Below are 20,910 nucleotides of genomic sequence, written 5' to 3' on the forward strand. Positions count from 1 at the left end.
ATAAAAGCCGAATTTCCCATAACGGTTCGCAAATATGATTAGTTGCGGAATGCGTGGTGCTTTCCTGTCGAAAAGCACCGAGATTAATGCGGGCTACAAACCTTGATTATCCGCACCGAAACCGCAATTAATTATATTTTGCTGTTGGCGGTAGTATTTATTTGCCAATCAACACTATTCCAACTATAAATATTATTATTTGTATTATGAAATAAATATATGCAATAAATGTCAGAAATATCTTAGTATAGAATTTTTTAGTATCGAAAAATTGATAAAAAGTCCAAAAAGTAAATAATACTCCAATAATAACTGGAATTCCCTGTAAATAATTATCCTTTAAAAGTACAAAACTAAAAATTAGATGAATTATCATTTGTTGACCAGTAACATAAAAATTCAATACTAAGTGTTCAAAATAGTTGTATTTAGATTTTATGAAGGCTAAATAAGATGCAAGGGAAAAAAAAGGTAAAAATATCAATGTGGCATATTCGTGATTATTTGCCAACCATTTCAAAAAATTTGTGGTTGATAATTCAGTCGAATTATCATTATTCAAACCATCTGTAATTCCTGATATTATTTCACTCAAAAAAGTGTTTTTCCCCAGCAAATAGGTCGATATCACATATAATGTAGATGCAAGAAATACAAATGCCAATGGTTTAAAATGCTGTTTCCTTTTTCCTTTTAAAAATTGTCTTATACTGTGACCTGGTCTTGTAAATAACTCTTTCACAGTAAATAAAAATCCGCTATTTAGTTGAAAAATACTATTTGGAATTTCAATTAGTAGATATTTAAAATCAATTTTCTCAACATTTGAATTTTGCCCACAATTATTACAATAATTTCCATCAAATTTTTGTCCACAGTTTTTGCAAATCATAATATGTTAATTCTTTATCTCGTGAGTTTTCAATATTACCGCCAACGGTTTGCGGTATGAAATCGTTGGGGGTTTCGGAGCTACTTCACTATCAAGGTACAACAAACTTTGATGCGAGAACCGAGGCTCGAATAACCACTTCGCCCCCAATGTTTTATGACCGCGTGTTAGCATGCGTTTTTATTAATCTTAGTTTTACAATTTAGACAAATATCTCTGTGTACACTTAATCCAGAACCACAAACTTTACATTTCCATTTTTTCTCCTCATTTTTTAAGAAGCTATCAAGTCCTTTAACTTTAATATTTGCAAGGTTTTCAATCATGCTCATATCGTAATTAGTCCTGTATCTTTTATCAAGGTTTATTAATCTGGTACATGGATATTTCTCGCAATCGTAGCAAAATCCGGATTCAGTTTCTGCTAATAAACTACAGTTTACAATTTTACAACTTCGACAAACATTCGGCTTATTCTCATCATCAATTTTAAAGCATCCTCCACATGGTCTTTTTTCTCGCAAATGGCCAATACAAAGTCCACAATTCATTCCACATGGAGCAATAAGTCCTTGATATTTAAGAGAAGTTGTCATATTGTGTTAAACAGTTTTTACATGTAATTGCATATTGAACCGTTTCAATGTTCTTATCAACGATTGTAAATAAAGGTGAATTATCGTTTGTACAACAAAGTCTATTTTTAATCAGCTTTAAATCCTCTATTGATTTTGTTGGTTCTTTGTCAGTTTTATATTGCAATCTAAAAGAACCTTTATTTCCACATTTGCAAACAAAATCATATTGAAAATCCTGATAAGTCGAATAACATAAATATCCAACAGTCTTATTGCATTTATTGCAATACATCCAACTACCGTTGTTTTTAAGAATCCGACCGTTTTTTATTTCTTTAATCAATTCACTCATTTATCCAATAAATTTTGCTCCGGCGATGCCAATACCTGCACCAAGTATCAATGAAAAAATAATCATTGGAATTATTGCTTTTTTGTCTTTGGGGAATACAATTATCATTATCGGAATAGCAGTCAATAAAGCAATGACAATTCCTTTTATCCAAGGTTCTATTCCCCAGTCCACAAATGGAATAATTAATCCAAGTGCAAAATAATGAACAAAAGCAGAAATACTTGCTGATTTCTCAAGTTTCATTATTATCATCGGAATAATGTCAATCATTCCTGCTATCAATCCGATTATTATGGCGATTAAAAAATCATTCATATCGTAGTTTGCTTAGTTTAGTTGTAAGTCTCCTAAAATGCATGCTAACGTTAGTGTATAATTATTGCTTTTATACCGCTTATTGAGGTGTATAAGAACAATTGTATTTATTTTCAATTTGGCGTTCATGCCGAAGACTGAGTGCACATATTAAACACGAAAGATTATTCCAAAGATTAAAAAAATAATAAGCAATAATAATTCAACTATAATCCTTGGATGAAAAATATGGATTTCAAGTCTTTTCATGTTTAGTAACGAGTATATAAGAAACAACATCGCGACTAGAGCAAAAATCAAAAATAAAGTGGATTTTGATATCATAGATCCAATTTAATATTTATTTGTTCAAGTGTGTCGCAAAACTATGTCTGAGCATGTGGGGCGTTACGTTTTTTGACATACCAGCCTTGCGTGCCGAATTTTTCAGTATATTTGCCACGCTTGTTGTCGAGTATTTTCCACCTGTTTGCCCTTCAAATAGGTAATCCCGAGGCCTATACTCTTTATAGTAATCTCATAACATCGCTAAGGCATTTTTTGAAAGTAATGTTATTCTATCCTTCTTTCCTTTTGCGCCTCGAATAGTTATAATCATTCTTTCAGAATCAATGTCAGAAGTTTTCAATTCTATTAATTCACTTCTCCTCAATCCTGCTGAATATATCAACATGAGAATACATTTATGCTTCATGTTTGTGCACGAGTCAAAAATTCTTTTTATCTCATTTTTGCTTAAAACTTTTGGTAATCTATGTTCTTTCTTGGGTCTGTGTAATTCATAGTATTGCTTTTCTCTGCCAAGAATTTTTTCATAGTAGAATTTAATAGCATTAATTCTTTGGTTTTGTTGGCTCGTTGAGATGTCTTCAGATTGAATCAGATGTAGAATATAGGCATTTATTTGTTCTTTGCTTAATTTTTCCAAGCAGACGCCGCTAAAGTGCTTGTAAAAATCCAAAAAATATTTGCAATAAATATTGATGCTATTTTGACTGTATCTTTTCTGAATCAACCGGCTTTTATATTCTTCTAAAGTACTGTTCATTTTGTTCTACCACACATAACCAGTGTGTATACAGTTTCTTATTATCATTCAAAAGAAACTATTCAAAATTATCTATAAAAGCAATAAAAATAATTTCTTTTAGATTTTTTTATCCTCCCGAGTGCTAAACAGATTGCTTCGCATCGCAATTGTTATCATAAACAGAAAATACAACCTTGAATACCTGATAAAACCACCCTTTTGATCAATGTTATTTACAAATTTTTTTCGAAACAGGCAAGGGAAAATGAAGAAAAATAAAAACGCCGGTCTGTCGTATGGCGCGCAACCTGGACGCCGACTATGCCATGACAATCAAAACGTCCACTACATATCAGCGCAAAACTTGTTAAACAACCCGATTACAGAGCCGAGCGGCTTCACAGCATGCAGAATCACAGTACGTACTGCAAACCGTACTGTTTTGAATCTATTAAATCATATGCCGGTATCAGAATCTCATCCCCGTTGGTCAGATGCCGTAGCTGTGTATCACTTTGACAGCGACAGCAGCCGGGCTATGGACAGCCGGAGCGGGTATCACGGTATCATCCCTGGCGCCGAAAGTTTTCACAGTCAGGAAAATACCCATTGACAAAGAGGCAAATTTTCTTTACAATAAACAAACTTGAATCCATTGATCTACAGAGGTGAATATTGACTCGTCACTCCCGAAACACACTCTGGGCCGGAATCCTGGGCGGTTCATTGTGGGCGTTTTCCGAGGTCGTGCTGGGCGCCGCACTGCGGGCAACAGCGCTGCCGTTGCGCAGTACAATACTCACAGGAATTGCTACTTTTATTTTGTTTGCGGCGTTTGCATATACCAGGCGCATCCCCACCCTGATCCTGGCAATGCTGACTGCTGTATCCGGACGCATTGTCCTGACATTGGCAGCGGGTGCGCAGATCAGCCTCACCAACGGCTCCCTCGCAGTGATTGTCACGGGATTGTGTTTTGCCGGTGCGCTTTACATGCTTCAAGCTCATAAACATCCCTCATTTGCCTATCTCGGATTCACCGCGGCGACGGCCATCCTCTTATCCGGCACCCTGTTTTATGCCGCCGGGCTGCATATGGATCCCTGTCCGTACCTGACACAGATGACACCGTTCATGTTCTTTATGCGCGAGAGTCTGCCCTGGGCTGTACTGTCCGCTGTAAGCGCGCCGTTGGGATATGCAGCGGGACACGCACTCTTGAATGCACAGCAGCGGAACAACCTGAAGCGTCTGACGATATGGGGTCTGACTGCCGGATGCTGGCTGTGCTGCGCGCTGGTGATTTGGGTTGCCGGTTAAGGGAACAAAAATATGACTTTATTCATCGTCAATCAAACTCTGGTTGAACCGGATATCCCGCCCGGCACCGCGCTCCTGGATGTGTTGCGCCGCAATCTCGGACTCACAGGCGTCAAAGAAGGCTGCCGCGAAGGCGACTGCGGCGCCTGTACCGTACTGGTGGGGGAACGCACACGGGACGGCGTGCGCTACAAGACTGCGGTGTCCTGTCTGCTGCCGGTCGGGGATGTGCACGCCAGACATGTGGTCACGATCGAGGGACTGAACACCAGCGAATTATCGCCTGTTCAACAAGCCATTGTGGATCAGGGCGCCACTCAGTGCGGATTCTGTACGCCCGGCATTGTGATCGCGCTCACCGGTTTTCTGCTCAACAGTCCAGATTTGTCCTATAAAGACGCGGTCGCCTGCATGGCCGGCAATATCTGCCGCTGCACCGGCTATACATCCCTCCAACGCGTCTGTAAACAACTGACCGAGCAGCTATACATCGATGCCGACAGCGGCGAGCGCGTCCAACAGCTGGTACGGGCCGGATATCTCCCGGATTATTTTTTCACCATCGAAAAACGCCTGGACGCCATTGATCCTCAGGCATCTGTGAATCCCGGTGCCGTGCGGGTGGCCGGTGGTACGGATTTATTTGTACAACAACCGGATGTGTTAACAGATAAAGATCTCGAATTCCTGACCCGGCGTCCCGATCTGCAGGGCATCCGCTTGCAGGACGATCATATCGAAATCGGCGCCGCCGTGACAACAGAGGCGCTGAAAACCAGCAAAGTTCTGAACCGAATCGAAGGATGGCAGAACGCCTTGACCCTTATATCCTCCACGCAGATCCGCGGCCGCGCCACGCTTGCCGGCAACCTAATTAATGCGTCTCCCATTGGCGATTTGTCGATTATGCTGCTGGCGCTGAATGCCGAGTTGGTGATCCAGGGTGATAACAGCAGCCGCAGCTTAAAGCTGAATCAGTTTTTCAGAGCCTACAAATCCATAGACCTAAAGCCCGGCGAACTCATCACCTGCATTCGCCTGCCGCTTCCCGCCCCGGAATCCCGATTTAATTTCGAAAAAGTCTCACGCCGCCGGCATCTGGATATTGCCGGTGTCAACAGCGCCTTGCTGATCACGATCAATGACGGCATCATCGCGCAGGCTCGACTCTCGGCAGGCGGTGTGGCGCCGGTGCCGCTGTTTCTGAAAAAAAGTTCCGCTCTACTCAAAGGACAGCCGCTATCACGCGGCACGCTGCAGGCCGTACTGGCAGGTGCAGCGGATGAAATCGATCCGATCTCTGATGTACGCGGCAGCGCAGACTATAAGCGACGGCTTTTGGGACGCCTGATCGGGGCACATTTCATCACTTGTTTCCCGGACCTGAACACGGAGGATCTGCTATGAACGGTTCACCGGATAGCCGCGCGCATGTGCGCGGCGAGTCCCCGTTTATCGATGATCTGCCGGAACCCTCCGGCGCCCTGCACGCCGCGGTGTATGCATCGCCCTGCGCACACGGTATTATCCGGAACCTGGATTGTACTCCTGCCCTGGCCGTGCCCGGGGTGAGCGCCGTCTACACAGCCGCGGATATTCCCGGTGACAACCAGATCGGCACGATCATCAGGGACGAACCGCTGCTGGCTACGGATACCGTGCACTATATCGGCCAGCCGCTGGCGCTGGTGGTCGCGAAAGACCCAATGACTGCCCGCAAAGCAGCCGCATTGATCCAAACCAACATCAAAGAACGGCCCGCGGTCTTTGATCCGCGGCAATCGGCGGCGCGCGGCGATCTGATCGCACCGGCGCGCACTCTGTCCCTCGGTGACGTGGACTCGGCCTGGGCCCGCTGCGCGGCCAGCGTGTCCGGCCAAGTTGAATCGGGCGGACAGGAGCATCTGTATCTGGAAACCCAGGCTTCTCTGTGCATCCCGGAATCGCGGGGACGCCTGCGCATCTTTGCCGGAACCCAGTCGCCTTCCGCGGTACAGCGGGTCACGGCGCAGGTACTCGGACTGCAGATGCATGACATTCAAGTGGAAGTGCAGCGCCTCGGCGGCGCATTCGGCGGCAAGGAGGATCAGGCCACACCCTGGGCGGTGATGACAGCGCTTGCGGCGCTAAACCTGCAAAAACCGGTCAAGCTGACGCTGCGCCGCGGGGAGGATATGCGTCTGACCGGCAAACGGCATCCGTACTCTACGGATTACAAACTGGGTCTGGACGCGGATGGATGTTTCATCGCCTTTGAAGCGACGTATTATCAAAATTCCGGCGCGGCCGCAGATTTATCTACCGCAGTGATGGAACGCACCCTGTTTCACGCCACCGGCAGTTATTACATCCCCAATGTGCGGGTAACGGGACTCTGCTGCCGCACCCATCTGCCGCCGTTCACTGCGTTTCGGGGATTCGGCGCGCCCCAGGCCATGTTTGTCATGGAAGCGGCCATTGCCGCTGCAGCGGAACAATTAGACTGGCCGCCCCGGACTCTGCAGCAGACGAATCTTTTGCGCAAAAACGACGAGCTGCCGTACGGGATGCGTATGCAGACCGATACGGTGCGGCGCAGCTACAACAAAGCGCTGTCGCAGTTCAATGTGGACGCCCGCCTCCGGGAGATCGACACAAAGAACAATGCGTCCCGCCACATCAAATACGGTCTGGCGCTGATGCCGGTGACGTTCGGCATCTCGTTCACCAACACCATGCTGAATCAGGCCGGAGCCCTGGTGCACATTTACCAGGACGGCAGTGTGAGCGTCAGTACAGCCGCCGTGGAAATGGGCCAGGGCGTGCTCACCAAACTGCGTCATATTGTCGCACGAAGCCTCGGCATTTCAGAGACAAAGATCCGAATCGAAAGCACCAGCACGGCGCGGGTGGCCAACATGTCCCCCACCGCCGCCAGCACAGCCACGGACCTGAACGGCGCGGCAGCGCTCTCTGCCTGCCGTATGCTGTCGGACAGGCTAATCACACTGGCCGCCTCATTGCTGCGCAGTAATGCGGATCATCTTACTCTGAACCGCGAATCCGTGTGGATGAATCATGAACAGACGCATCTGGGATGGAGCGATCTGGTCGAGTGCGCCTATCGGCGTAGAATCGATCTGTCCGCGCACGCATTCTATGCCACCCCGGATATTTATTACGACAAAAAAAGCGAAAAAGGACATCCGTTCGCCTATCATGTTTCAGGAACCGCGGTCGTGGAAGCGCGGCTGGATGCCTTGCGCGGCACGGCGTCCATTGAATCCGTGCGCGTTATTCACGATGCCGGACGCAGTCTGGATCTGCTGGTGGACCGCGGACAGGCCGAAGGCGGGATCGTACAGGCCATCGGCTGGATGACACTGGAAGAACTGGTATATAACGAAAAAGGACAATTATTATCCGATTCCATGTCCACTTACAAGGTGCCTGATATCTATTTCGCCCCGCCGGACCTGGAGGTTGTGTTCCCGGAAAACAGCGACGATCCGGGTGCGGTTATGCAGACCAAGGCCATCGGCGAACCGCCGTTCATGTACGGGATCGGCGCCTGGCTCGCCATCCGCGACGCCATGCGCAATGTGCGCCGCCTGCCGCATGACATTTTACGCGCCCCTCTGACGCATGAACGCATTCTGGATCAGCCTGCCAGAATGCAGGGGATCGAAATTCTGCAAACCGGTCTGGCGCCTGATATGCATATCCGGTTAAACCTGCGCGATCATCTGTCCGGACTGCTTATTTATGCGGCCGGGGATACCGCAGCCTCGCTCATGCTGAATGAATTTGCCTGGACGCGGCTCATCGGCATGATGGCTGTGGGCGCTACGGTTTACGCGCTCGAGATCCCGGCCTGGTTTCGCTGGATCGACCGGCGCACGGCGGCGCTGTCGCATGGATACAGAAAAATCGCCCTGCGCACCGCACTGGCCCTGCTGTATTTTAATCCCTTATGGATTGCCCGGCATTTGTTCTTCATCACCCTGTTCAGCAGCGGCTGGTCGGCATTGTCATGGAGCATTTTCCGTACTGCCCTGCTCTCCTGGCTGGTCAACATTCCCATCGCCATCATCGGTAACGCGGTCATACAGGGTCTGCTGCCGCTGCGCTGGCGCTTTACCGGCAGCGCAACATTTTCTGCCTTGCTGGCTTTATATTATGCACTCTCGAGGGTATGGTTTCATGCTTGATACTGAATTCTGGACACAATTGACGGACATTCTAAAAAAAGGTACACCGGCCTGTCTGATTATCATGGTGCAGTCCACCGGACACGGGCCCAACCGTGCCGGCGCGCGCATGATGGTCACAGCCGACGGTCGGCACCACGGAACCGTGGGCGGCGGCGCCTCCGAGGTTCGGCTCGCTGAGACCGCGCGTCACTTGATATCTTTAAACCAAGCATCCGGCCCCAACTCGTGACGCTGCAGCGCACGGACTCTAAAAGCAAAACAGAGTCCGGTATGCTACTGTTCCGGATCACAGACCTTTGTCCTGATCAAACTCACGCCGAATGATATGGATACCCTTCAAGTCTTGGCACGCGCCGATGAACATCCGGTTGTTATGAGCGTAACGGCGGACGGACTGGCTGTGCGAAACGCCGACAACACTCTCCAATCCGCAGTTTTTGATGAAAAAACATGGCGCTATGATGAACCCATTGGCATCCCGGATATTGCCACCCTGATCGGCGGCGGACATGTGTCGCTGGCGCTGTCTCCCCTGCTCGCAGGACTGGGGATGCGCGTGATTGTGCTGGACAACCGCACCCGCCTAAGAACCATGCAAAGCAACCGTTTTGCATATGCCTGTCACAAGGTTGACTATGACAATATCCGGCCGCACATTCCAAAGGGCAGCCGCAGTTTTGTCTGCATCATGACCTATGGCCACCAATATGACGAAACCGTATTGAGTCAACTCGTCAATCTGGATATGTGCTATCTGGGCATGATGGGCAGTCCGCACAAAATCAGGACGATTTTCGAACATTTGCGCTCAAACGGCATCCCTCAATCCGCGCTTGATAACGTTCATGCGCCGATCGGATTGAATATCGGCAGCAACACTCCGGAGGAAATCGCGGTCAGCATTGCCGCGGAAATTATTGCGGTGCGCAATGGAAGGCTTTACGGAAACAATCATTGAACATCTGAAAGACATCGCCAATCAATAAAACCTAATTCTGATTTTTTTAAACAATTTTCTATCCTTTGTGATTAACAGTCATTTCTCTGCCGCCTGCATCCGATTGTGCTGCGCTGAAGAAGAGTCAGCTATGCTCCCGCCGATTGAACCGATGTTATAGAAATGCACTTTTCCTTCTGATTGTGCTCTCGGCAGCTCACTTTACATCAGGGAGGATATCATGAAAAAACAGGTTATGTATCCGGGATTTTCTGTTAATCATAACCCTGGTAAGGGATCAATCTTTCACCGAAATTCAGAATTACGGCTAGAGTTGGTCAGCGCACAGCTGCAAACCTCATTCACTCATCAGATAAAAGATAACAGTGAATATGTTGTATCACTGAACCAGCCTGAGCCATTAAAACAGACCTCACCGGCAATTTTGCAAAGAATCGACAGTTCGCTTCCCGAAACGGGCGTGGAGCGCTGCATTGGGGTTTCGTCAGCCTTAAACCGGGCATCCGTGTGTTCACCCCGGCTATCCGCTGGTATGATACGCCGGATTCACACGCGGCATCTGCGCGTCCACTGTTTTGAGCCAGGTGTTCAGCATTGCATGCAGTTCACGCGTTTTCTCCGGCATTTGTCCGGACAGGTCCGTGGTTTCGCCGATATCCTCGGCAATGTGATAGAGCTCTGTTTGACCGGTCTCGTAAAATTTGATCAGTTTGTAATCGCGCGCCCGGATGGCGCTGTGCGGCGTTGCGCCGCCGGGATGGTAATGCGGATAGTGCCAGTAGACAGCTTTACGTTCCAGCTGCTGATCAGGGCGCCGGAGCAGAGGCACCAGACTCGTCCCATCAATCTCCTCCGGTAAATGGACGCTTTCCTGACCGCGCGCCAGACTCAACAGGGTGGGGTAGAAATCGGGGCTAATCACCGGTTCCGGACAGACCGCGCCTTTAGCGGCCATATTCATCCGCCAGATAAACGTCGGCACGCGCACACCGCCTTCGTAAGCCGATCCCTTGCCGGCGCGCAACGGCGAATTGTCCGTTACAGAACCGTGCAGCCAGCGCCGATAGGTCAGACCGCCGTTATCGCCGGTGAACAGAATAACCGTATTGTCCAGCAGTCCCAGTTCATCCAGTTTATCCCGGATCTGTCCCAGACTCTGATCCACACTTTCCACCATGGCTGCATAAACCGGATTGCGGTGTTTCATACCCGTTTCAATCTTTTTCTCATACGCATCAACCCTGTCCGGTTTGGCCTGCAGAGGGATGTGCACGGCATAATGCGCCAGATTAATATAAAACGGTTCATCCCGATGCTTTTCAATAAACCCGCAAGCCTCTTCCGCCTCCCGGTCGGTTAAATATTCGCCTGCAGGACCCGGCTCAAGGGATGGAATATGCGTTTCCGGGCTGTTTTTATGCTGATACGGCGAAAAATAGGACGGCGGCTGCCCCTTGTGATATCCTCCCTTGTTGATATCAAAGCCCTGATGCTCCGGATAGTACGGTTCATTTCCCAGATGCCATTTACCGATGTGAACGGTGCTGTATCCCTCATTTTTGAGCGCCTCGGCGATCGTGGTTTCCTCAAGCGGCAGCTGCAGGGTCCAGTCCGGCGGCAGCAGTTTGGCATTCTGAAAAGAGTGCCCGGCGATCCAGTCGGTGATATGCAGACGCGCCGGATACTTGCCGGTCATCAATGAGGCGCGCGTGGGTGAACACACCGTGCATGCGGCATACGCATCGGAAAAGCGCACACCGTCGCGCGCCATGCGGTCAATATTCGGGGTTTTATACAAATCACTGCCGAAACAGCCGAGATCCGTCCAGCCCAGATCATCCACCAGGATCATGATAATATTCGGCCTGCGCGGCGTCGCTTGAAGCGGCAGAGCTACGGCGGGCACAGCAGTCATGATAGATTTCAGGAACATGCGTCGATCCATTAATTCACCTCATGGTTTGAACCAGTATTCACGTTGATACAGCTTGTCGCGCTCTGCCGGGGACAGGGCACGATTGAAAAGGATCAGTTCATCAAGGGCGCCCTTGAAAAAGGCATACAGTGAGGGATTCGAACCGATAATCAGCGGAACCGAATTGGGCGCCGCATCCACAGCAAAACTGTCCGTGGCAAACCATTGATTATCAATATAAAAAGAAATCGCAGAGCCGCGTTTTTCCGCCAGCAAATGATGCCAGTTCGAATCCAGATTGTAACGAATTTCACCCTGTTCCCGCTCATTGCGGCTGCCGCCGCAGAAATTTATCTTGTCAATATGCGGATTGATCTCCAGTTCGTATCCGGTACTGTCATCCCATCTCGGCTTTTTGCTCAACACCCGGGTAAAACTCGACAGATCGGGATCCTCCAACTTGACCCATACGGAGACGGCCATATCACCGCTGAGATTAAAAGTGTCCGGGCAGGGACATTCCACATAGGCGTTTTCACCGTTAAAATACAAGGCGGATTGTTTTATTCCCTGCACCTGGCGTGCATGGTAAACCCGGCATGTACATTTCTCAGAAACAATGGCGCCATCACGAATGGTATCGAATGACCAGTACCCGGTGACCGGCTGATCCCGGAATGTCAGCTTTAAATCCTGAACCGTATTTCCGTCCGGCGAACGATCCGACAGGCGGTTGACATGCAAAGTATAATCAGTTTGCGGTTCAATCGTCCCCATGCCGATCAATGCCGTACGACCGCCTTCCTGAAATTGGATCGATTTAATTTCTATATCCGGCTGGATACTTGTACCTTGATCGGTAAAGGATAGCGTATCGACCGGCTCGGAAAACTCGAGCATCACGTGCTGCGGGTCCACCAGTCGAATATCCTGCACAGCCGGCGGGGTTGTGTCACCGAGACCGGTGATCCGTGCCTGTCTGGTTTTGGAAATCCCGCCGCCAGGACCGACCGTGGCAATGCTGTATACGTAGAGTCTGGCCTGATCCGCCGAGGCATCGAACCAGGAAGAATCCCGACTATGGGCAAGCGGTTCGCCGTCGCGTTTTATCAGGGTACGGAACAATCCCGCGTCCCGGACAGCCGGAGGGGTCCAGGTGATCTGAATACCCGGAGGATTGCCGGGTACCGGTTCCGCCTTGAGGTTCTCAGGCGGTATCAACAGCTCATCAAAATTAAAATCATGTCCCGGAAAGCGAAACTGCGTCGATCTGTCACCGCTGACCCGGATCAAATCCATCAAGGACCACAACGAATCGGCGCTTACAGTGATATCAGTAGAATTATGAACACGCAGCACCGGCGGAGCATCCAGTCGGGATGAGTGGATGCCGGTAAAATCAGCGGAATGCACATCATCCAAAACCACAGCCGGCCGCTCATCATCGGACAAGAGACTGAAATGGATATCAGAAAATTGAATATCCTTTACATGCCGAAAATAAAAGCCGAACGCCGGGAGGTTTACACCGTATATGCGATTCATGGGATAGCTGGATGAAACCTCGGGCACGTTTAGCAGCGTATCATCCCCGGCTCCCCCACCCTCGGATTGAATGGTAATATCATGAAACTGGATTCGTCTAACCGGATGCTCAGGATAGCCGGTGATGGCGCTGCTGATAAGCCCTGCATCGCGAATGCGGATGTGCTGCAGGGAAATATCAGAGATTAAACCCGGGTCCGGCGCCGGAGCGCTTAGGGGCACTCGGTCATGCCGGTTGCCCAGCTTGATGTGGATCGGCGTTTCGACACTGTCAATCAGCACATTGCTGATATGCACATCCTGCAAATCGCCGCCGTCCACACTTAACAATTCGATTCCGGCCAGACCGCGCCAACTCTCCAAAACATGATGCATTTTGGCCGCTTTTGAGGGACGGATAATGCAGTTATCCAGAGTAATGCGCTGGAATCCGCCCACAGAACCGGTGCCGAGCTTGAACGCTGTGGCGTGCGAACTCAGAATACAGTTACTGATCACCACATCGCGCACACCGCGGTGGCCTTCGGCTTTCAGGCACAGAGCATCGTCACTGGCATCAATGTGGCAATCCGATATACGCACATCATGGCAACCGTCGATATCCAGGCCGTCATTGTTCAGATTACTGTGATTGTATATCGTCAAGCCGGATAACCGCACCCGGTCACATTCCAGATAACGCTGCATCCAAAACGCCGAATTCTGCATGTGGATGCCGGATATACTCACATCCCTGCAGCGTATAAAAAACAAGCCGTAAGGACGCATTTTGCTGTCAGTAATTTGATCCTGGAAGACATTGTCATCGCCTCCTGGATAGATCATTCCGTTTCCGTGGATATGAATATGTTCTGCATCGATTGAATAAATCATAGCCTTTTGCGTAGTCTGGCTCATCCGCGTGATTGCGCCATGGTCGAGTTCCGGATACAAATCAGGATCAGGAATGCCTTTCCAGACCGTTCCATTGCTCAAAAAAACACTGACATGACTTTTCAACTCAATAGAACCGGTGCGGAACAGGCCGGATGGAAAGATCACCGTTCCGCCGCCCTGTTCATGACAGACGTCAATAGCGGACTGTACGGCACGCGTATTGTCCGTATATTGACCGGATTTGGCTCCAAAATCAATGATGTTCAGGTCTGCAGCGGTAAGAGAAGAGATGAGCAGGATCAACAAATAAACGATTAATTTGTACATGGTTACTCCCTTTTTGTTACAGTAGGTCGTAAACAGTAAGTAGAATGCAGTAAGCAGTAAATAGAAAACGATATATCACCTAACAAAGCGTATGAATAGAAAACATACTTTGCAATTCGCTAATCAAAAACCTGCATAGGGGACCCGACCTGACCGTGTTCAATCAAGTTGATCATGCCCAGCAGCGCGCCCCAGTGGTAAAAGGGATTGCTGCGCGCACCGGGATCACCGCCGGTTTCAGCGTGATAGTTTTCGCGCACGTTGCGTTCCTCACGCCATTGTTTCAGCAGCAGGGCTTTGGATTTTTCCGCCAGATCGGCCCGCGCCTGCGGCAGGTCATAGTTCTGGAATCCGAGATACACCAGAAAGTTCATCGGCGCCCAGATACTGCCGCGCCAGTAATCTCTGCCGGTATAGCCGGTGTCATTGCGGGCAATGGACGGCAGGATCCACTCACCCCAAAACTCATCCGGATTGTAGAAATGTTCTTGAACCATGCGCTCAGCCTGTTCCCGGGTCGCGGCGCCGGCGATGAGTGGATAAAGATTCGTCGGAGAAATCCTCCGACTCAGCTCGCCGGTATCCGTGCGCTTGTTGAGAAACATGCCGAATTCATCATCCCAGAGGGTTTTCAGTTTATTTTCATAACGTCCGGCCCGCTCTGTTAATTCCTGCTTTGCTTTCGGACGCTCCAGGATATCCGCCATATGCGCCAGCACCTTGCAGTCAGCTATGTACAAACCCATCAGTCCGACATCCGCCATTTCCAGCAGATGTTCGGTTGTGTCAAAGGGCACCTCATCGTACATGGGTGTATTGTCCAGCCCCGACTCGTTGGACGCAGCTTTGAATTCATTTTGCACACCTTCCCGCTTGTCTCCAGCCACGGGATCAAACGGATTCGACCCCCAGCATAAATAACCGTCGTGATCACGGTTCTCCGACCACCAGCGGTTCCAGGTCAAAAGATCATCAAACACCGTTTCCAGAAACCAGTCCTCGCCGTAGCGATTGTAAACACCCATCACCATCAGCGACCCCACCGGCGGCTGCGAGCGGTCGCGGCTTTTCAATCCGCCCGGCGCGGCAAAGTTGGGCACAAATCCGAGTTTTTTGATTTCCCGACACATCTGCACGGCTTCGTTATAAGCCAGTTCTTTGCTTTCAATAGCATGCATATAGGATGCAAAAAAATTATCCCAGCAGAACAAGATATATCCGCCCGGTTCACGGCCGCCCCAGCCGTAAGCCCAGGGTCGGGCCACGGGGGTGACAGCCCGGTCTTTTTCCGGATCATACACCACCAGCCAGTTCATGGCGTTCTGGATCACATCCCAGATCTCGGCCATGTCGCCGTATTCGGCTTTTTGATTTTTGTACAAACGTTCCTGTTTCAGCATCATCGCTTCTACAGCATCAAAATCAATATCAATCTTCGAACTCCAGGCGATCGGGCCGTTCAGCGGCTGATACACGGCATTGGCATGCGTGACTGCATCTTGCGGATTCAACAGCCGCAGCACCCGTGACGTATCCGGCAATTCAGCCCGCAATGTGTTATCTTTGGCGGAAAGACTTCCCTCGCCGACCATCCTATCTTTTCCTTTGATACGCAGTTGTCCGGGATTGGTATAATCATCCCGCGGAGTGATCAGAAAAAATATATCATCCGCCTCGGTGGACGCGCTTTGAATGCGCAGACCAAATGATTTCCAGGTCAGGGTAAAATCGGTGTACGAGCCATCCGGAGTATGAGCGATGGTGCGTACATCTTCCGAACCCGGAACCTCGTTGCCGGTAAAGGCATAAATAAGCGAGTCCCCGGTCAGGGTGTCATGCAGACTACTGCTCCCAGGCCAGACCCTCGGGCAGCAGAATGTGTGTCATAATACTGCGGTTGTCCCAGGTATTCCAGCCGTCAGTGACAGAATCGGACAGATGTTCAAAACGGGCTTTTAGTTGAGAAGAGTGATCACCCGGTTTACACGTAATAATCAACAAGGGTAAAACCGCGATCATTATCATTTTCTTCATAGTTATTTCTCCTGAATGTTAAACCGTTTTATCAATAACCGGGCTGGGTTGATAACCGATACGGTGCGCCACACAGCGGATGGTATCGCCCGGGTTGATCCGAAACGAACCGGTATACAAAAACCAGTGTTCCTTGGTATAGCCTGTGCCGTTGATCTGGTAGCCGATCGAGGCGCCTCGAGTCGGGCAGGTGATGCGCACTTGACCGTCAGCAACGGTAATTACAGGCGCTTGGGTTTCCGGCTGCACGCCGCCCGGCCACATGGAATAGACCAGCTCTTTTTCCGTCATAAATCCCTTGTCGTCAATGCGCTGCATCCAGTCTTTACATTCCTGTCGCAGACGCCTGAGGTCATCCGCATAGGCCGGATCATCCGCCAGATTGTTCAGCTCGTGCGGATCCTGCTGGATGTCATACAATTCTTCCGGCGCTTTGGTCCTGCGGAACCAGATCATCTGCTCTTCATTCAGTGAACCCGCATCACGCAGCCGCAACAGTTCGCGCATGCCGGCCAATTTTTTTCGAAACGAGATATCCAGATAGCAGGGAATTTCGGGATGAAAATTTTTGATGTATTTAAAACGCCGGTCGCGCACCGCCCGGCGCATATCAACCTGTTCATCCATGCGATCGCGCGCCGCGTAAATATACCGCCGCGGTTCAGCTTTGTATGTACCCCAAAAGGCCTGACCGTGCATATAATCCGGCGGTTTGATACCGGTCAGCGATAAAATGGTGGGTGGAATATCAACAAAACTGATCATGTCATCCACCTCGGACCCGGCGTAGCGTTTGTCCGGAAAACGGATGATCATGGGTACTTTGAGACCCGAATCGTAAATCTCGCGTTTGCCGCGCGGCAGCGGACCGCCGTGGTCCGAGTAGAAAATGACCATCGTATTGTCCCACAATCCCGCTTCCTTGACCTCCTTAATCAGCTCACCCACTTCCCGGTCCATGACCCGAATATTGCTGTACACGCGCGCCATATCCCGGCGCACATGATATGTGGCGGGATAATAGGGCGGCACAACCACCTGATCGGCTCGAATAACCACCGGGTCATTGGCCCGGTCCCAGACCTGGGATTCATGCGTGGTCATTAAATTGAATATTGAAAAGAATGGCTTACCCTGCGGCGCGTGACGCCAGTGTGCCCGGTTGCTGTTTTCATCCCAGGCTGTAACCGGCGCTTTAAACTGATAATCCGTTTTTACATTATTGGTGCAGAAATAACCGGCAGCGCGCATAAATTCGGGATAACACTTGACCTCCGGCGGTGGCACCGCTTCGTATTTCGGCAGTCCCTGATACTGCTGGGTCACCCGCATATGATTGGCGCCGAAACTGTTGTGATACAATCCCGTGATCAAGGTCGCGCGGCAGGGCGCGCACACCCCGGCATTGCCAAATACATTATTGAATTTGACACCCTCGGCCGCCAGTTGATCCAGATGCGGGGTCAGAGCGATACCATCGCCGTAACAGTGCAAATAGGGACTGATATCTTCGCAGGTGATACAGAGAATATTCGGCTGCCCCGGTTGTGCCTGACGGCTGCTGCAGCCGAGCACAGCTGCGGCAGTCAAAGCCAGGCCGCTTTGTTTGATAAATTGACGTCTGGAAACAGAATTCATCGCAGATCCTCTATGTTAAAATAATGCTGATCATCCGATCCGGTCCACAAACTGACAGTTATTCATTCTTTTGCTGCAGTTTGTCTTTGAGACAGCGGATACAAAATGCATTTTCCTTGATGTAATAATCACCCAAAAACAGATTCATATACTTGGGCGGCTGTGGATACCAGTACCCGTCCAGTTGCGCAAACCAGGCGAACCCGCTGTCTGCTGGAGTTGACGTCCAGTATACGGCCCAGTGTCCCTTGCGACCGAAATATTCACGATAGGCCACCCCGGACGAGATGGCTGTGAATCCGGTCACATTGTTTCCGTCCCAGGAAATGGAATCGGTTTTTGATGCTTTGAGTTTTTGTCCGGATGAATCGGCACCGAGCACGCTGCGCAGCATATGCCCAATCCTCACGTGTGGGCACATGCCAGCCCGGCGGGCACACCCCCTGCGCGCCCTGCTGTTGCGTCCACTGCATGGCTTCGTTCCAGGTATACAGCGCGCCGTAAGCCTGTTCTGCATCCGGATCATTGTTATAAAATGTCTTTTCCGCAATACTGTTATCCGATTGTTCACAGTCCTCAACCGCAACACCATAATTCAAATTTTCCGCCATCCAGACCTGAGTACCAATGCGTACGGTCTGATACGTTCGGCCGTCACGCGGATCAGTCAGCGGTTCAGCCTTACGCATGACCACAGAGTTATCGAAAGTTGGATCGGGTTGCCGACCGCAGCCGGCGATCAGAAATACGAGTACAAGCAATACAATTCTTTTCATTTATTTGTCCACCGGTTTTTTAAGAATGTTCCGCCAATCCTGTTTGGAACCACGATTCAGATTCCGAATCAATTTTTTGGCCAAGAGTCCGGACGTATCCAGATCCGCCTCGGTCCAGTTGCCGCGGGCATTCGCTCCAGGCAGCAGCGCCGAACAGGTTTCCTGTTTATCGGCAATTGACCATTTCACCCAGCTAATCTGATTGGTTTCCATCCAGTCCACCCACAATCGCCAGGATTCCAGATCCAGGCCGCCGTCACCGGACGCTTCGGAACCGCCGTATTCGGACACAAACAGCGGCAGGCCCTGTTTCAAAGCGTAATCACCGCGGTCACACAGCCATTGTTTGTGAGTTTTCGCGTAAAAATGCAGGGTGTACATGATGTTCGAATAACCGGTAAGCGGATCATCCGCCGCAACATGCACGTCCTGATCCCAGTGCGGACTGCCCACCAGAATAATATTCAACGGGTCATAGTCCCGGATGGTCCGGATCAGAGTATCGGAATAGGCTTTGACCGCTTCCCAGGATTCATTATCGGGTTCATTATAGATTTCATAAATAATGTTCGGATATTGTCCATAGGTCTCCGCCATATCCGTGAAAAACGTTTTGGCTTCCTGCACGTGTTCAACCGCATTGTGATCATGCCAGTCGATAATCACATATACGCCCTCTTTGAGACAGGCGTCCACCACTTGGCGCACCAGGGAATCGGAAACCTGCGGCCGTTCCAGATAGCCGTCCTCATGTTCCACTCCCATGGCCGCGCGGATCACCGTACAATTCCAGTCATTGACCAGCTTGGAGACCACATCCGCATTCCAGAACTGCGGCCACCAGTTGGACCAGCCGAAACTCATGCCGCGCAGCACCAGGGTATCGCCGTTTTCATCTGTGAGTTTCGTCCCGTCCACCACGAGTTGTCCGTGCTCGCGCACAAAAGTGGGTTCCTGACTGCATGCTGTGATCATCACCGTCACCATCATCACAATCATTGTCAATACCAGACTGTTATTTTTCACGACTCTTCCTTTGCGGCAGACATAGACCAGAGGCCGGTTAAATTCAATGGTTCAGGATTGTAAATAAAATATCCAAATGTTTGGCAGCCAGCTGCACGCTCATTTGCGGTTCCGCACCCTCAACCAGACAGTCGAGGAAATGCTGGGTCAGGGCAAAATTGTCGTCATGTTCCTCGGGGATCTCGACCTCCAGTGTTTTCTGCTTTTCATTCTGATCTTTGTCCAGATAAAACATTTCCACTTGCGGCGGATCCCAGCTCGCAAAATCCGGAACTGCAGTCCGCCCCGGGTGCCGTAAATACGCGTTTGATTCGGCACTTCAAAGTGCACACCGCTGCCGCGTTCATAATAATACGTCAATCCAGTGTCAAATTCAAGGAAAGAAGCGCCGTGTTCTTCAATATCCGCCTGGGTATTGGGATCAGGATAAACCTTGAGACCGTTACGGGTGAACGATTTAACCTGCTCAAGCTGCGGTTTGTCATGCAACAGTCCCAGATGAAAGGACAGATCGTACACCCCCCAGTCAATAAAGGCGCCGCCGCCGGCTTTTTCTTTCTGCAGCGCCCAGCTTCCGGCAGGATTGTATTCAATAAACGTACCGCGTGATAATGCGTTGTGATGAATATGATACACCTCGCCGATCTCACCCGAATCGATGATATCCTTGATAAATTTGAATTTCGGCTGCAGACGCGCATGACGGCAGGAACATTCCAGCGTCAACTGTTTGGGATGTCCGACAACCTGCTGGATAATGGCCTGCACATCCTGCCAATTGGCGGCGATGGGTTTTTCCAGCAACAAATGTTTACCGGCGGACAGACAAGCCCGAACCATATCCCGATGGGTAAACGGCGGTGACGCGATAATCACCGCATCCAGCGAATCATCGTTCAGCATATCCTTATAATCAGTCGTGGCGTTTTCAATGCCGTATTTCTTTTTTTTCTTGTCCAGGGTTTCGCGCGTACGCGTGGCGATCCAGGTCACCTCAGCCCGGCCGTCCCGGCGGATATTTTCAATATGTACATCCCCGATCATACCCGCACCGATGATGCCGATTGTTTTTTTTGCACTCATAGCATCTCCTTGTGTTGATTTCGGCTCTCTGCTCAGAAAGCCGGTTCCC

The 20,910-nt window shown here is 49.9% G+C and carries 17 protein-coding genes and 1 pseudogene; 6 read left to right on the forward strand and 12 right to left on the reverse strand.

The features are described from left to right. Positions 1–157: 157 nt before the first annotated feature. The 3 genes and pseudogenes from U5R06_12570 to U5R06_12580 form a co-directional block, all read right to left on the reverse strand. A complete protein-coding gene (locus tag U5R06_12570; protein MDZ7723602.1) occupies positions 158–892 on the reverse strand; it encodes a DUF3667 domain-containing protein in 735 nt (244 codons plus the stop codon). 930 nt (positions 893–1,822) lie between these two features. Continuing rightward, positions 1,823–2,140: a hypothetical protein gene (locus U5R06_12575; protein ID MDZ7723603.1), complete on the reverse strand. Its 318-nt coding sequence runs from the start codon at positions 2,138–2,140 to the stop codon at positions 1,823–1,825. 340 nt (positions 2,141–2,480) lie between these two features. Continuing rightward, positions 2,481–3,188 (reverse strand): annotated as a pseudogene (locus tag U5R06_12580) (tyrosine-type recombinase/integrase). A 247-nt stretch (positions 3,189–3,435) separates the two neighbouring features. Here U5R06_12580 and U5R06_12585 point away from each other — a divergent pair. The 6 genes from U5R06_12585 (at position 3,436) to U5R06_12610 (ending at position 9,641) form a co-directional block, all read left to right on the forward strand. Beyond that, complete coding sequence (locus U5R06_12585) at positions 3,436–3,783, forward strand: hypothetical protein (GenBank protein MDZ7723604.1); 348 nt, start codon at positions 3,436–3,438, stop codon at positions 3,781–3,783. Positions 3,784–3,845: 62 nt separating this feature from the next. Next, positions 3,846–4,490, forward strand: coding sequence for a hypothetical protein (locus U5R06_12590; GenBank protein ID MDZ7723605.1), 645 nt, complete (start codon positions 3,846–3,848; stop codon positions 4,488–4,490). A gap of 12 nt (positions 4,491–4,502) precedes the next feature. Continuing rightward, the gene (locus U5R06_12595) at positions 4,503–5,897 is read left to right on the forward strand and encodes an FAD binding domain-containing protein (protein ID MDZ7723606.1); all 1,395 of its coding nucleotides are present in this window, start codon (positions 4,503–4,505) and stop codon (positions 5,895–5,897) included. Further along, positions 5,894–8,680 carry a molybdopterin cofactor-binding domain-containing protein gene (locus U5R06_12600; GenBank protein MDZ7723607.1) on the forward strand — a complete coding sequence of 929 codons (2,787 nt, stop codon included), beginning with the start codon at positions 5,894–5,896 and terminating at the stop codon, positions 8,678–8,680. The genes U5R06_12595 and U5R06_12600 overlap by 4 nt, the downstream gene beginning before the upstream one ends. Next, on the forward strand, positions 8,673–8,912 hold the full coding sequence (locus U5R06_12605; protein MDZ7723608.1) for an XdhC family protein: 240 nt from the start codon (positions 8,673–8,675) through the stop codon (positions 8,910–8,912). Before U5R06_12600 ends, U5R06_12605 begins: the two co-directional genes overlap by 8 nt. 96 nt (positions 8,913–9,008) lie before the next feature. Continuing rightward, positions 9,009–9,641: an XdhC family protein gene (locus U5R06_12610; GenBank protein ID MDZ7723609.1), complete on the forward strand. Its 633-nt coding sequence runs from the start codon at positions 9,009–9,011 to the stop codon at positions 9,639–9,641. Positions 9,642–10,161: 520 nt separating this feature from the next. Here U5R06_12610 and U5R06_12615 read toward each other — a convergent pair. The 9 genes from U5R06_12615 to U5R06_12655 form a co-directional block, all read right to left on the reverse strand. Further along, positions 10,162–11,586, reverse strand: coding sequence for a sulfatase (locus U5R06_12615; protein ID MDZ7723610.1), 1,425 nt, complete (start codon positions 11,584–11,586; stop codon positions 10,162–10,164). Between the two features lie 9 nt (positions 11,587–11,595). Next, on the reverse strand, positions 11,596–14,304 hold the full coding sequence (locus U5R06_12620; protein MDZ7723611.1) for a LamG-like jellyroll fold domain-containing protein: 2,709 nt from the start codon (positions 14,302–14,304) through the stop codon (positions 11,596–11,598). Between the two features lie 119 nt (positions 14,305–14,423). After that, entirely contained in the window at positions 14,424–15,896 is a 1,473-nt protein-coding gene (locus U5R06_12625) for a trehalase family glycosidase (GenBank protein ID MDZ7723612.1), read from the reverse strand. Between the two features lie 250 nt (positions 15,897–16,146). Beyond that, the gene (locus U5R06_12630) at positions 16,147–16,338 is read right to left on the reverse strand and encodes a hypothetical protein (GenBank protein ID MDZ7723613.1); all 192 of its coding nucleotides are present in this window, start codon (positions 16,336–16,338) and stop codon (positions 16,147–16,149) included. Between the two features lie 18 nt (positions 16,339–16,356). Next, on the reverse strand, positions 16,357–17,976 hold the full coding sequence (locus U5R06_12635) for a sulfatase-like hydrolase/transferase (GenBank protein MDZ7723614.1): 1,620 nt from the start codon (positions 17,974–17,976) through the stop codon (positions 16,357–16,359). 58 nt (positions 17,977–18,034) lie between these two features. Continuing rightward, complete coding sequence (locus U5R06_12640; protein ID MDZ7723615.1) at positions 18,035–18,283, reverse strand: hypothetical protein; 249 nt, start codon at positions 18,281–18,283, stop codon at positions 18,035–18,037. After that, positions 18,240–18,752: an FISUMP domain-containing protein gene (locus U5R06_12645; protein MDZ7723616.1), complete on the reverse strand. Its 513-nt coding sequence runs from the start codon at positions 18,750–18,752 to the stop codon at positions 18,240–18,242. The genes U5R06_12640 and U5R06_12645 overlap by 44 nt, the downstream gene beginning before the upstream one ends. Next, positions 18,753–19,727: a glycoside hydrolase family 5 protein gene (locus U5R06_12650; GenBank protein ID MDZ7723617.1), complete on the reverse strand. Its 975-nt coding sequence runs from the start codon at positions 19,725–19,727 to the stop codon at positions 18,753–18,755. It abuts the gene before it with no gap. Positions 19,728–19,925: 198 nt separating this feature from the next. Further along, a complete protein-coding gene (locus U5R06_12655; protein ID MDZ7723618.1) occupies positions 19,926–20,861 on the reverse strand; it encodes a Gfo/Idh/MocA family oxidoreductase in 936 nt (311 codons plus the stop codon). Positions 20,862–20,910 lie beyond the last annotated feature (49 nt).

The organism is candidate division KSB1 bacterium (assembly GCA_034521575.1).
Lineage (GTDB): Bacteria > Zhuqueibacterota > Zhuqueibacteria > Residuimicrobiales > Krinioviventaceae > JAXHMJ01.

Excerpts from the sequence above, each read along its gene's own strand:
- U5R06_12570 (MDZ7723602.1), bottom strand. The coding sequence starts at position 892 with ATGATTTGCAAAAACTGTGGACAAAAATTTGATGGAAATTATTGTAAT.
- U5R06_12575 (MDZ7723603.1), bottom strand. The coding sequence starts at position 2,140 with ATGAATGATTTTTTAATCGCCATAATAATCGGATTGATAGCAGGAATG.
- U5R06_12585 (MDZ7723604.1), top strand. The coding sequence starts at position 3,436 with ATGAAGAAAAATAAAAACGCCGGTCTGTCGTATGGCGCGCAACCTGGA.
- U5R06_12595 (MDZ7723606.1), top strand. The coding sequence starts at position 4,503 with ATGACTTTATTCATCGTCAATCAAACTCTGGTTGAACCGGATATCCCG.
- U5R06_12600 (MDZ7723607.1), top strand. The coding sequence starts at position 5,894 with ATGAACGGTTCACCGGATAGCCGCGCGCATGTGCGCGGCGAGTCCCCG.
- U5R06_12605 (MDZ7723608.1), top strand. The coding sequence starts at position 8,673 with ATGCTTGATACTGAATTCTGGACACAATTGACGGACATTCTAAAAAAA.
- U5R06_12610 (MDZ7723609.1), top strand. The coding sequence starts at position 9,009 with ATGGATACCCTTCAAGTCTTGGCACGCGCCGATGAACATCCGGTTGTT.
- U5R06_12615 (MDZ7723610.1), bottom strand. The coding sequence starts at position 11,586 with ATGGATCGACGCATGTTCCTGAAATCTATCATGACTGCTGTGCCCGCC.
- U5R06_12620 (MDZ7723611.1), bottom strand. The coding sequence starts at position 14,304 with ATGTACAAATTAATCGTTTATTTGTTGATCCTGCTCATCTCTTCTCTT.
- U5R06_12625 (MDZ7723612.1), bottom strand. The coding sequence starts at position 15,896 with ATGGTCGGCGAGGGAAGTCTTTCCGCCAAAGATAACACATTGCGGGCT.
- U5R06_12630 (MDZ7723613.1), bottom strand. The coding sequence starts at position 16,338 with ATGAAGAAAATGATAATGATCGCGGTTTTACCCTTGTTGATTATTACG.
- U5R06_12635 (MDZ7723614.1), bottom strand. The coding sequence starts at position 17,976 with ATGAATTCTGTTTCCAGACGTCAATTTATCAAACAAAGCGGCCTGGCT.
- U5R06_12645 (MDZ7723616.1), bottom strand. The coding sequence starts at position 18,752 with ATGAAAAGAATTGTATTGCTTGTACTCGTATTTCTGATCGCCGGCTGC.
- U5R06_12650 (MDZ7723617.1), bottom strand. The coding sequence starts at position 19,727 with ATGATCACAGCATGCAGTCAGGAACCCACTTTTGTGCGCGAGCACGGA.
- U5R06_12655 (MDZ7723618.1), bottom strand. The coding sequence starts at position 20,861 with ATGAGTGCAAAAAAAACAATCGGCATCATCGGTGCGGGTATGATCGGG.